At 71.2% G+C, this 12,022-nt stretch carries 11 protein-coding genes and 1 pseudogene; 4 read left to right on the top strand and 8 right to left on the bottom strand.

All coding sequences use genetic code 11. The features are described from left to right. Window positions 1–54: 54 nt before the first annotated feature. Window positions 55–387: an ATP/GTP-binding protein gene (locus ACFYW9_RS02160; RefSeq protein WP_389143420.1), complete on the bottom strand. Its 333-nt coding sequence runs from the start codon at window positions 385–387 to the stop codon at window positions 55–57. Between the two features lie 254 nt (window positions 388–641). Between ACFYW9_RS02160 and ACFYW9_RS02155 the strand changes: the two genes are divergently transcribed. Then, a complete protein-coding gene (locus ACFYW9_RS02155; protein ID WP_389143417.1) occupies window positions 642–1,670 on the top strand; it encodes an LLM class flavin-dependent oxidoreductase in 1,029 nt (342 codons plus the stop codon). A 104-nt stretch (window positions 1,671–1,774) separates the two neighbouring features. On the opposite strand, the gene ACFYW9_RS02150 is transcribed toward ACFYW9_RS02155, so the two are convergent. Next, window positions 1,775–2,167, bottom strand: coding sequence for an SCO5389 family protein (locus ACFYW9_RS02150; protein WP_037624912.1), 393 nt, complete (start codon window positions 2,165–2,167; stop codon window positions 1,775–1,777). A gap of 364 nt (window positions 2,168–2,531) precedes the next feature. On the opposite strand from ACFYW9_RS02150, the gene nucS reads away from it, so the two are divergent. Then, entirely contained in the window at window positions 2,532–3,203 is a 672-nt protein-coding gene (gene nucS / locus ACFYW9_RS02145) for an endonuclease NucS (RefSeq protein WP_328448097.1), read from the top strand. Window positions 3,204–3,297: 94 nt separating this feature from the next. Here nucS and ACFYW9_RS02140 read toward each other — a convergent pair whose 3' ends face one another. From ACFYW9_RS02140 to ACFYW9_RS02125, 4 genes and pseudogenes are all read right to left on the bottom strand, one after another. After that, the gene (locus tag ACFYW9_RS02140; RefSeq protein ID WP_389143412.1) at window positions 3,298–5,796 is read right to left on the bottom strand and encodes an ATP-binding protein; all 2,499 of its coding nucleotides are present in this window, start codon (window positions 5,794–5,796) and stop codon (window positions 3,298–3,300) included. 272 nt (window positions 5,797–6,068) lie between these two features. Then, window positions 6,069–6,392 carry an STAS domain-containing protein gene (locus ACFYW9_RS02135; RefSeq protein ID WP_261707178.1) on the bottom strand — a complete coding sequence of 108 codons (324 nt, stop codon included), beginning with the start codon at window positions 6,390–6,392 and terminating at the stop codon, window positions 6,069–6,071. Window positions 6,393–6,608: 216 nt separating this feature from the next. Next, the gene (locus ACFYW9_RS02130) at window positions 6,609–7,457 is read right to left on the bottom strand and encodes a 3-hydroxyacyl-CoA dehydrogenase family protein (protein ID WP_326785474.1); all 849 of its coding nucleotides are present in this window, start codon (window positions 7,455–7,457) and stop codon (window positions 6,609–6,611) included. Between the two features lie 150 nt (window positions 7,458–7,607). Then, window positions 7,608–7,947 (bottom strand): annotated as a pseudogene (locus tag ACFYW9_RS02125) (TetR/AcrR family transcriptional regulator); the annotation flags it as partial. 74 nt (window positions 7,948–8,021) lie between these two features. Here ACFYW9_RS02125 and ACFYW9_RS02120 point away from each other — a divergent pair. Together ACFYW9_RS02120 and ACFYW9_RS02115 are read left to right on the top strand one after the other, a co-directional pair. Beyond that, window positions 8,022–8,594 carry a cob(I)yrinic acid a,c-diamide adenosyltransferase gene (locus tag ACFYW9_RS02120; RefSeq protein WP_103550959.1) on the top strand — a complete coding sequence of 191 codons (573 nt, stop codon included), beginning with the start codon at window positions 8,022–8,024 and terminating at the stop codon, window positions 8,592–8,594. A 370-nt stretch (window positions 8,595–8,964) separates the two neighbouring features. Next, window positions 8,965–10,791, top strand: a complete 1,827-nt coding sequence (locus ACFYW9_RS02115; protein WP_351859496.1) for a glycoside hydrolase family 18 chitinase — start codon at window positions 8,965–8,967, stop codon at window positions 10,789–10,791. Between the two features lie 222 nt (window positions 10,792–11,013). On the opposite strand, the gene ACFYW9_RS02110 is transcribed toward ACFYW9_RS02115, so the two are convergent. After that, complete coding sequence (locus tag ACFYW9_RS02110; protein ID WP_351859494.1) at window positions 11,014–11,460, bottom strand: DUF2550 domain-containing protein; 447 nt, start codon at window positions 11,458–11,460, stop codon at window positions 11,014–11,016. A 160-nt stretch (window positions 11,461–11,620) separates the two neighbouring features. Then, the gene (locus ACFYW9_RS02105) at window positions 11,621–11,995 is read right to left on the bottom strand and encodes a F0F1 ATP synthase subunit epsilon (RefSeq protein WP_328448111.1); all 375 of its coding nucleotides are present in this window, start codon (window positions 11,993–11,995) and stop codon (window positions 11,621–11,623) included. Between the last annotated feature and the right edge of the window lie 27 nt (window positions 11,996–12,022).

Below are 12,022 nucleotides of genomic sequence, written 5' to 3'. Positions count from 1 at the left end.
GGCCCGGCCGGCGGCGCACCGCGCCCCGGCGCCACCTGAACCGGACAACAGACCCTAGAACCTGGGCGCGTTACGGGACCGCTGCACCCGCGAAGTGCGGCGGTCCTTCGCGTTCCAGCAGGCCTTGTGCCAGTGCCGCCGCTCGTCGACGCCCGAGTGCTCCGGCCAGGCCACCACGTGCGGCACCCCCGAGGGGATCAACTGGTCGCAGCCGGGGCAGCGGTAGGTCTTGCCCTGCGCGCTCGCGCCCGCCACATGGCGCACGCTCCACTCGTCGCCCTGCCAGCTCTCCGTGGACTGCCAGCCGCCGTAACGGTCCGACGAGTCCTCCTCGGGGCTGCTGCCGGCCGAGCCGGTGTCCTTCGGACGGTTGCGACGCGGGGACAAGGGACACCTCACGGAGCTATACAGGGAGCAGGGGCCGACACCAGCCTACGCGGGACGCACACGGGTACGCGTACTCCGCCGACCCGCTCAAATCCCCCCTCGGACGGTCCTCGGGCAGTCCTCGGACGGTCTTCGGACAGCCCAATTCCCAGACAATCCGCAAATCTCCCCGCAAGGCCGTGTCTTCGGCACGTGTCAGGCGGTTATGCCGGGTGGGGGAGCTCCGTGTCGGAGCCGAGGAAGCAGGAAGTTCGATGCACGTTGGAAGTTTTGTACTCGCCGCCCAGTTCCCTGGACAGGGCCAGGGAGAGGCCCTGCACCGCGCGGTGCGGTCGGCCGAGGTCGCCGAGGAGGCCGGGCTCGACGCGGTCTGGCTGGCCGAACACCACTTCGTGCCGTACGGGACATGCCCGTCGGCCGTCACACTCGCCGCGTATCTGCTCGGCCGCACCGACCGGATCCGGATCGGCACGGCGGTCAGCGTGCTGCCCACCGTCCATCCCGTGGCGCTCGGCGAGCAGGCCGCCCTGCTGCACCTGACGTCCGGGGGGCGGTTCTCGCTGGGAGTCGGCCGCGGCGGCCCCTGGGTCGACCTGGAGGTCTTCGGCGCGGGCCTCGCGGCGTACGAACACGGGTTCCCGGATTCACTCGATCTGCTGCTCCGCTGGCTGCGCGAGCCGTCCGTCGCCGGCACCTCCGAGCGGTTCCCGTTCCGTGAAGTCCCCGTCGTACCGCGCCCGTCGGAGGCACTGAGCGGCGCTCCGGGCCCCGAGGTCGTCGTGGCGTGCACCTCGCCCGCGAGCGTCCGGCTCGCCGCCGAACGCGGGCTGCCGATGCTTCTCGGCATGCACGTCGGGGACGAGGAGAAGGCCGAAATGGTCGCGCTGTGGAGGCGGCACGCGCGTGCGGCGGGCCACCCGTCGGACGAGATCCTCACGGCCTCCCACGTCTCCGCCGGCGTCTGCCAGATCGCGGACCGCCGGACCGACGCCGTCGAGACCCTCGTCAAGGCGATGCCGGGCTGGCTGAGGCAGGGACTGGACGCCCATGTGACGGTCGACGGCCGTGCCCGCTCGATGCGGGACCCGGTGGCGTACACCGAACTGCTCTGCGGACTGCACCCGGTGGGCACCCCGCGGCTGTGCGCCGACCGGCTCGCGGCGACCTCGGAGCGGACCGGCATCGCGCGGTTCGCCCTGCTGGTCGAGGGTTCGGGCGACCTGGCGGCGACCGAGGAGAACGTACGGCGGCTCGGGGCCGAGGTACTGCCCCAGCTCAGGTGACCGCACGGAGTCCGGCCCGACGGGCCGGACACGCGGGGAGCTTGCCGCCCCAGTACCAATGCACCTCCCGCGTACGGAGCGGCAAGCAATGCGGCATCAGTGCGTCAGCAGTCCCTGAACTCCGGGGACTGGTTGAGCAGCTGACTGCGGACCGAGGTGAAGCGTGCCAGTGTGTCGTCCACCGAGTCGTCCAGTGGGAACACCGCCACCCGGTGGCAGTTCTGGAAGGCCAGCCGCACTCCGAAGTGCCGCTGCAGCGCGCCGCGTATCGCGTCACTCGCGAGCGCACGCAGCAGCTGGCCACGTGCCTGCTCGTCCGGCGGGGGCGTCTGGTTGTCGGCGAACTTGCCGCCGTCCACCTTCAGCTGGGCCACCAGGGAGCTGATCATCTCCCATGCGTAGGGCAGGGAGGTCCGGACGCAGTCGACGAATTCCGCTTCATCGACCTCGCCTCGCTCGGCCTGTTGGAGTAGGGCCGGTGAGACGTCGAGCGACATGGGTACTCCTCTCGCACCCCCACACCTCGGGGGTTGCCGGACAGGGACGGGGACCGCGATACCGAACACGCTGAGTACATGTATCGCGACCTCCCGTTCATACGGTAAGCATCGGCAGGTAACGGCACCAGGAGAATGGGCACATAGCGAACCGCGGGTAGGCCGACAATCGGCCACGGAGGAACAGGGAATCTTCAGGATCAATGGGGTGACCCGCGAGAACGCCGGCCGGACCGGGCGACGGAAGCCGGGGGAACAAATGGGGCGAACCATGAGTTCCTCGTCGGGGCCGGGCACGGGAGGCGGGTCCGGGACGGGCACGGGAATCGCGTGCACCGCCGCCGGTCGAGTAGCGTTGCCGACCATGCGTCTCGTCATTGCCCGCTGTTCCGTGGACTACGCGGGCCGGCTCACCGCCCATCTCCCGTCGGCCCCCCGCCTGATCCTCGTGAAGGCGGACGGCAGCGTCTCGATCCACGCGGACGACCGGGCCTACAAGCCCCTCAACTGGATGTCGCCGCCCTGCACACTGAAGGAGGGGTCCGGCGACGACGAAGGCACCTGGACCGTCATCAACAAGGCGGGCGAGAAGCTCATCATCACGATGGAGGAGATCCTCCACGACTCCTCGCACGAACTCGGCGTGGACCCCGGCCTGATCAAGGACGGCGTGGAAGCGCACCTCCAGGAGCTGCTCGCCGACCGCATCGAGACCCTCGGCGAGGGCTACTCGCTCATCCGCCGCGAGTACATGACGGCCATCGGCCCGGTCGACATCCTGTGCCGGGACGCCGAGGGGCAGACCGTCGCCGTGGAGATCAAGCGCCGCGGAGAGATCGACGGCGTGGAGCAACTCACGCGCTATCTGGAGCTGTTGAACCGCGACCCGCATCTCGCGCCGGTCCGCGGCATCTTCGCCGCCCAGGAGATCAAGCCGCAGGCCCGCGTCCTCGCCACCGACCGCGGCATCGGGTGCGCGGTCCTGGACTACGACGCCCTGCGCGGCATCGAGGACGACAAGCTGCGGCTGTTCTGAGCCCCCCGGGTTCGTATACGGCAGAGGGCCGGGTCCGTCATCGGACCCGGCCCTCTCCTTTGCCCGGAAGGTCCGGTACGTCCGGACCCCGCGGTCAGATCACCGTGCCGCCCTGCGACGTCGTGGCGAAGCCGGTTCCCGTCGGCCCGCCGCCCGCCGACGTCTGCGCCGGCGCGCTGCTCGGCACGGGGCCGCTCGCGGAGTCGGTGGTGGCCGGGGTCGTCGACGTACTGGCCGACGGCGACGTGGACGGCGAGGGGCTCGACGACTTCGTGGAGGACGCCGACGGCGAGGCGCTCGACGACTTCGACGGGGACGGGGAGGGCCTGTGCGTGGGCGACTTCGACGTCGGCGCGGACGACGGCTTCGAGGGCCTGCTCGTGCCGGTGCGCGTCCCGCTCGGTTCGCCGGACGGCTGCCGGCTCGCCGTGGCGGTGGGGGTCGGGTCGGTGGGGGTGGCCGCCGCGCCGGAAGAGGAGTCGTCGCCCTTCTTCGGCGTGTCCGCGCCCAGGCTGTCCTCCTGACTGTCCTGCGTGGCCGACGGGTTGACGCCGACCTTCTCGGACGGCGTCTCGTTGTCGTGCTCCGAGGTCGCTCCGAGGGTCACCACGGTCCCGAGCACGGCGACGAGGAGCGCGCCCGCGCCCGCGGCCACCAGATTGCGCCGGGTGCCGGCGACCAGTCGCCCCGCGACGCTCCGCGGCCCGGCCGCGGGAACGCCGGGGCCGCCCGGGTGGGCGAGCACCGCGAGGGTGTCGCCCGACGGGCCGGTGCGGGGGAAGGCGGCCGGTACACCGCCGGGAGGCGACACCGACTCCTCGTGACGCGCTTCGGGCACCTCTTCGCCCGCCGGGGTGCGCCCGCCGGTCAGCTGAAGGGTTCCGGAGCGGTCGGTGACCAGCGCGAGGGCGCGGCGGCCGGCGGTGGTGCCTCGCTTGTCGGCGAGTTCGCCGCGCATGGCGACGGAGGCCTCCAGCTCGGCGCGGGACCGGTCGAGCTGGTGGCCGCAGAGCGCGAGTACACCCAACTCGTGGTGGAAGTAGGCCTGTTCACCGAGGTCGTCGGCCAGCTCGGAGGCCTCGACGCCGAACCGCAGGACGCGCTCCCAGGCGCTCCAGTGCAGCCCCGCCGCGAAGGCGGGCGCGGCCGCGCGGGCGAGCTGGACGGAGACGCTCTCCTCGTCCTCGCCCTGCGGGACGGTGGTGACCGGGACGAGCACGTCCAGGGCGGCGAGCAGCGCGTCGGCCTCGGCGCAGACCCGCTCCGGGGTGACCGAGGGGTGCCCGGCCCACCAGGTGTAGTGCCGGGCCGCGGCCAGCGCGCTCTCCTGGAGGGTGTCCGCGTACCCGGAGGCCTCCAGCTGGGCCTGCACCCCGGCGGCGAGCCGGTAGCGGGAGCCGACCGGGGAGACCAGCGCGGAGGCCGCGAGTTCGGCGAGCGCGGCATCCGCGTGGGTGTCGCCCACGAGCGCGGGCAGATGGGCCTGGTGGGGCACCTCGCCGCCGAGCGCGACGGCGAAGCGCAGGGTGGCGCGCGCCGACTCGCTGAGCCGGGAGGCGAGCAGCGCGGCGGGCGCGGCGCCCTCGGCGAGCGAGGGCAGCGGTACGTCGGTGCCGTCGCCGGTCTCGAAGGCCGCGTCGGCCGGGGCTTCCTGGAAGACGCCGTAGTCGTCGAAGGCCTCTTCGCTGGCCTGCGTCCGGTCGCGCTGCCGCAGCAGCGCTCCGGCCTGTATGAAGCGCAGCGGCAGTCCCTCGGACTCGAACCACAGGTCGCCCGCCCAGTTCGACTCGTCCTCGCTCAGGACGCGTCCGACGGCGCGCTCCAGCAGTTCGAGGCCGCCGCTGCGGTCGAGGCCGCCGAGGAGGACCTCGTCGAGCTGGGCCTGGGCGGACGGGGCCGGGACGTCGGGGGTGACGGCGATCACGAAGGCGCACTCGGGGGTGGCGTCGAGCAGCACGTCGAGGGCGCTGCCGCCGATCTCCGCGTCGTCGAGGATGACGACCGCCCCGATCTCGCGCACGAGCCGGTGCAGTTCCTCGTGGTCCGGGCGGTACAGGGGGGCTTCGTAGACGGCGGCGAAGAGGTCGTGCAGCACGTCGCTCGCGGTGCGCCCGAGGCCGGACAGGCGGACGACGCCGTCGGGGGCGAGGTCCGCGCAGTCCTCGGAGACGGCGTCCAGCAGGACGGTGCGGCCCGATCCCGAGGGGCCGGTGAGCCGTACCGAGCGGCCGCGCGCGAGGAGGCGCACGACCTGCTCGCGCTCCTCGTGGCGTTCGAGGAGCGGCAGCCGGGGCTGTGCCGGGCCGGGCGGAACGGGCGGCTGGGCCGCGCGGGCCAGTTCGGCGCGCTTCTCGGCGCCGCGCCTGGCCGGGGTCGACGGCCGCTCGTGCGGCGGGCAGTTCTCTATCTCGCTGCCGTCGACGGGGTTGACCGTGAGCGCGAATTCACCCGTGACGAGTCTGACCGTGCGGACGGGCACGGGTTTGTGCTGGCCGAGGTCGGCTGCGAGCGGGTCGCGCGGCGGGCGCGGGCGAGTCACCTGACCGTCGTCGTCATGGCCGTGCTCTTCGGCTCCCCGGTTGATCGGGTCCATGTTCCAAGCCCCCCAAAAGCGTCGTGTGCCGATGCCCTCCCGGCCTGGCTGCACACCGCTTCGTCGCTTCTGGTCCGGTGCCCGCTCGTAGGGTTTCGGTCGGCGGGCAGCCGAACCCTAAACCTTCGCACAGTATCTATGAACAGGCGGGGTACCGCGCCGCCCGAAGCATCACAGCTTCGTGAGGATTGTGCACGCGGTGCGCCCGGTGCGACGGCCGGGGCGCGTACGCCGTCGCGCACGCGGAGGAGTGACCGGGGCGTGCGCTCAGGTCACACCCGGGGCAGGGACTCGACCCCGATGCCGCCCTCGATCGCCAGGATCCGGTGCAGTCGGGTGGCCACCAGCAGGCGCTGCATCTGCGGCGGTACGCCGCGCAGCACGAGCCGTCGGCCGCACCGCCCGGCGCGTCGGTGGGCCCCCATGATGACACCGAGCCCGGTGGCGTCCCATGAATCCAGCTCGGACAGATCCAGCACCAGGTCGCCGGCACCGTCGTCGACGGCCGAGTGCAGGACCGTACGGGCGTCCGCCGCGCTGCGTACGTCGAGGCGGCCCCCGACGACCAGCTCGGCGTGGTCGCCCCTGATGTACATATGCGCTCCCCGGGAATGCGTCTCGTAACTCCGCGTGTGTCTGTTTCCGCGTCTTCGCGTTTGCATGTTGTGCATGGTCTGACTGCCTGAGGGCCGTGGAGGTTGCCGTCTGTAAGCGAACCGATACCGAATTCACCTCATGGAGTGACATCCGAGAGGCGTGCACGGCTTCCGCGGCACATGCGGCGACCGGTGTCCCGGTCGCCGCATGATCGTTCAGTGCTTGTAGAAGCCCTGCCCGCTCTTGCGCCCGATGTCACCGGCGTCAACCATCCGGCGCATCAGCTCCGGCGGGGCGAACTTCTCGTCCTGGGTCTCGGTGTAGATGTTGCCGGTGGCGTGCAGCAGGATGTCGACGCCCGTGAGGTCCGCGGTGGCCAGGGGGCCCATGGCGTGGCCGAAGCCCAGCCGGCAGGCGAGGTCGATGTCCTCGGCGGTGGCCACGCCCGACTCGTACAGCTTCGTCGCCTCGACGACGAGGGCCGAGATGAGGCGGGTGGTCACGAAGCCGGCGACGTCGCGGTTGACGACGATGCAGGTCTTGCCGACGGACTCGCTGAACTCGCGCGCGGCGGCGAGCGTTTCGTCGCTGGTCTTGTAGCCGCGGACCAGCTCGACGAGCTGCATCATCGGCACCGGCGAGAAGAAGTGCACGCCCACGACCCGCTCCGGGCGCTCCGTGGCCGCCGCGATCTTGGTGATCGGGATCGCGGAGGTGTTGGAGGCGAGCACGGTGTCAGGGCGGACGATCTTGTCCAGGGCCTGGAAGATCTCGTGCTTGACCTCGAGCTTCTCGAAGACCGCCTCGACGACGATGTCGGCGTCGGCGGCCGCGTCCAGGTCGGTGGTCGCCGTGATCCGCGCGAGCGCGGCGTCCGCGTCGGCGGCTTCCAGCTTGCCCTTGCTCACGAACTTGTCGTACGAGGCCCTGATGCCGTCGAGGCCGCGGTTCAGCGCCTCGTCGGTGACATCGCGCAGGACGACGTCCCAGCCCGCCTGCGCGGAGACCTGGGCGATGCCGGACCCCATGAGTCCGGCTCCGATGACGGCGAGCTTCCCAGCCACTCGTACTCCCTTAACACGCTGCTTGTGTATGCCTCTTCGGCGGAGAGTAGCGTTCGGAAGGGGACGGGAAACCCGTAAGTAACGCGTGTCACGGTCTCAGGGCGTGAGACACCCGTCACGTCCGGTCCGGGAGCGTCACCGGGCCCCGGATCATCCGTAGGCCCGTACGGCGCAGCCGGGAACCTCCGGGCTCAGGAGCTCCTCCACGTCGTCGAGGAGCAGGAGGATCTCGCGCGACACCTCGTCCGGGGCGCGGCCCGCCCCCGTCTCGCGGCCGATGACCGTCGTGACGGTCCGGTGCACCCGGTCGATCCGGCCGGCGACGAGGCCCGGCAGGGGATCCCCGGGCGACACCCGCCGCCAGACCGAGCCGGGGCGAGACCGCCTCCGCCTCCTCGCGCGGTTCGCGCAGGACGGCGACGGCGGCGGACTCGCCCTTCGGGCGTCCGCGCACCCGGCGGGCGAGCCGTTCGCGGCGTCCGCGCCCCCTCGCCCGCGGCGCGCTCGCCGTGACGGTGGGCACACGGGCGTCCCGCACGGCCGGAGCGTAACTAGGCTGGCCTCATGGTCAATCTGACGCGCATCTACACCAGGACCGGCGACCAGGGCACCACCGCCCTCGGCGACATGAGCAGGGTCGCCAAAACCGATCTGCGGATCTCGGCGTACGCCGACGCCAACGAGGCGAACGCGGTGATCGGAACGGCGATCGCCCTGGGCGGCCTGGAGGACGAGGTCGTCCAGGTCCTCACCCGCGTCCAGAACGACCTGTTCGACGTGGGCGCGGATCTGTCGACGCCGGTGGTCGAGGACCCGAAGTTCCCGCCGCTGCGGGTCGAGCAGTTCTACGTCGACAGGCTGGAGGCCGACTGCGACCTGTTCAACGAGCGCCTGGAGAAGCTCCGCTCCTTCATCCTGCCCGGCGGCACCGCCGGGGCGGCGCTCCTGCACCAGGCGTGCACGGTCGTGCGCAGGGCCGAGCGCTCGACCTGGGCGGCCCTGGAGGTCCACGGCGAGGCGATGAACCCGCTGACCGCCACCTACCTCAACCGGCTCTCGGACCTCCTGTTCATCCTGGCCCGCACGGCGAACAAGGACACCGGCGACGTGCTGTGGGTCCCGGGCGGGGAGCGCTGAGCGACTCCCCGCCGTACCCGCCGGACCGGACGAAGGGCGTCCGCGCCGGGCTCGAAGGTCGCTTCGGGCCCGCTGCCGCGGGCGCCCTTCGTCGTCCCCGCCCGGGGCTCCGGACGGCCTCGCACAGGACTCCGGCCGGCCGTACACGGAGCCGCGAAGGCCCACGTCAGCCGCCTGCCGGACCGTCAGAACCGCACAGCCGTTCACCAATGGGCAACACCCGCACGGGAGTTGGGGATCAAGGACAGCGGCGAAACAGTGGTCCAGACCTATTGACCTGTGGTCCAGACCTTCCTATCCTCACGGGCACCGTGGGTGTGAAGGCTCAGTCACGCCCCTCCCTCCCCAACTCCCCCCGAGGAGGCGCGGAATGCGCTTCAGACAACGAGCGACGGCAGGGCTCGCCACCCTGCTGCTCCCCCTGGCAGGCCTGGTCGGTCTCGCGAGTCCGGCGCACGCCGCCGGCAGCGCCACCGCCACGTACTCCAAGACCCAGGACTGGGGTACGGGCTTCGAAGGCAAGTGGACCGTCAAGAACACCGGTACCACCGCGATCAGTTCGTGGACGATCCAGTGGGACTTCCCCTCCGGCACGTCCGTCACCTCGGCCTGGGACGCGGACGTCACCAGCTCGGGCAACCACTGGACCGCCAAGAACAAGTCCTGGAACGGCGCCCTCGCCGCGGGTGCCTCCGTCTCCTTCGGCTTCAACGGGGCGGGCTCCGGCTCCCCGTCCAACTGCACGCTCAACGGCGGCAGTTGTGACGGCGGCCCCACCGTTCCCGGCGACAACCCGCCCTCCGCGGCGGGCACTCCCACCGCGTCCTCGGTCACCGACACCTCGGTGAAGCTCTCCTGGAGCGCGGCCACCGACGACAAGGGCGTCAAGAACTACGACGTCCTGCGCGGCGGCAGCAAGGTCGCGACGGTCACGACGACCTCGTACACGGACACCGGCCTGACCGCCGGCACCGACTACTCGTACACCGTGCAGGCCCGTGACACCGCCGACCAGACCGGTCCGGTCAGCGGCGCGGTCGCGGTCCACACCACCGGCGGCACCACCGACCCGCCGCCCACCGGCAAGAACATCAAGCTCGGCTACTTCACCGAGTGGGGCATCTACGGCCGCAACTACAACGTCAAGAACCTGGTGACGTCCGGCTCGGCCGCCAAGATCACGCACATCAACTACGCGTTCGGCAACGTCACCAACGGCCAGTGCGCGATCGGCGACTCCTACGCCGACTACGACAAGGCCTTCACCGCCGACCAGTCGGTCAGCGGCGTCGCCGACACCTGGGACCAGCCGCTGCGCGGCAACTTCAACCAGCTGCGCCAGCTGAAGGCCAAGTACCCGAACATCAAGATCCTCTGGTCCTTCGGCGGCTGGACCTGGTCCGGCGGCTTCGCCCAGGCCGCCGCCAACCCGGCCGCGTTCGCGCAGTCCTGCTACAACCTGGTCGAGGACCCGCGCTGGGCCGATGTCTTCGACGGCATCGACATCGACTGGGAGTACCCGAACTCCTGCGGTCTGTCCTGTGACACCAGCGGTGCCGCGGCCTACAAGAACCTGATGCAGGCCCTGCGCGCCAAGTTCGGCGCGAACTACCTGGTCACCGCGGCCACCACGGCCGACGGCACCTCCGGCGGCAAGATCGACGCCGCCGACTACGGCGGCGCCTCGCAGTACGTCGACTGGTACAACGTGATGTCGTACGACTTCTTCGGCGCGTTCGCCGCACAGGGCCCGACCGCCCCGCACTCCCCGCTCACCTCGTACAGCGGCATCCCGACGCCGGGCTTCACCACGGCCGACGCGATCGCCAAGTTCAAGTCGAAGGGCGTGCCCGCGAGCAAGCTGCTCATCGGCATCGGCTTCTACGGCCGCGGCTGGACCGGGGTCACCCAGTCCGCGCCCGGCGGCACCGCGACCGGCCCGGCCGCCGGTACGTACGAGCAGGGCATCGAGGACTACAAGGTCCTCAAGACGTCCTGCCCCTCCACCGGCCTCGTCGCCGGTACGGCGTACGCCTACTGCGGCAACAACTGGTGGTCGTACGACACCCCGGCCACCATCGGGACGAAGATGTCGTGGGCCAAGAGCCAGGGCCTGGGCGGCGCCTTCTTCTGGGAGTTCAGCGGTGACACCAGCAACGGTGAACTGGTCAGCGCCATCAACAGCGGCCTGAGCTGATCACCGGCCCGTAGCGATCACCGCTCCACCCCGCACCACGAAACGAACCGCGGGCAGACCTCATGGTCTGCCCGCGGTTCGCTGTCGGGGGTCGGGGGTCGGGGGCCTCAGGCGGCGTTCGCACTCCCCCGAGGGGGCCCTGGACGTCGCTACGCGACGTTCACCCTCCCCCAACCGCTCCGCGGCCGGGGGGACCCCCATCCAACGGGGCCCTGAACGTCGCTACGCGACGTTCACCCGTTGTCCGGGCGGGGCCGCCTCCAGCCAGGCGAGGAATCCCGTCAGCGCGTCCTCGCTCATCGCCAGCTCGAGACGCGTCCCGCGATGGAGGCAGACCAGGATGATCGCGTCCGAGAGCAGCGCGAGCTCCTCCTCGCCCGCGGCGGCGCGACGGCCGTCCACCTCGATCGCCGAGCGTTCGAGGACGCGGCGCGGGCGGGGGGCGTAGGAGAAGACGCGGTACCACTCGATCCGGTCGCCGTTGTAGCGGGCCACTCCGTAGCTCCAGCCCTTGCCGCTGGGGTCACCCTTCTCGGGGACGTCCCAGCGCAGGCTGCAGTCGAACGTTCCGCCGGAACGCTGGATGAGCCGGCGGCGGAGGCCGAAGACGAACAGCCCCACCACCACGAGCGCCACTACCACTCCGCACACAGTCAGAGCGAGGACCATCGACACCGACCTCCTCGTCTCCTAGGTAACGGAAAAGAAAAAACTTCCGGATTCGCCTCAGCCGCGGCCAGGGCCGGAGTGATCCGGTCCCAGCCGCGGCTGAGTCAAAGCCTTGCACAGTGCTCCCCCGGCGCCTGCGGTGCCGGGGTCGCACCGATGGTCAGCGGGTCGCCACCGCACGCAGGCGGACGTCCGCGCGACGCTCGGCGGACGCGTCGGCGTCCGACTTCGCGCGCTCGAGCGCCCGCTCCGCACGCTGGACGTCGATCTCGTCCGAAAGCTCGGCGATCTCGGCCAGCAGCGACAGCTTGTTGTCGGCGAACGAGATGAAACCGCCGTGCACCGCGGCGATGACCGTTCCGCCATCACTCGTACGAATGGTCACCGGGCCCGACTCCAGCACACCGAGAAGCGGCTGGTGACCGGGCATGACGCCGATGTCGCCGGACGCGGTACGCGCGACGACCAGGGTGGCCTCGCCGGACCAGACACTGCGGTCCGCGGCGACGAGCTCGACGTGCAGCTCAGTAGCCAAGGTGGGCTCCTCGGGTCACCACCCGGC

The sequence above is a fragment of the Streptomyces sp. NPDC002698 genome (assembly GCF_042888945.1).
Taxonomy (GTDB): Bacteria; Actinomycetota; Actinomycetes; order Streptomycetales; family Streptomycetaceae; genus Streptomyces.
The sequence above is the reverse complement of the archived record's forward strand: the minus strand, read 5'-3'. Positions and strand labels throughout refer to the sequence as shown.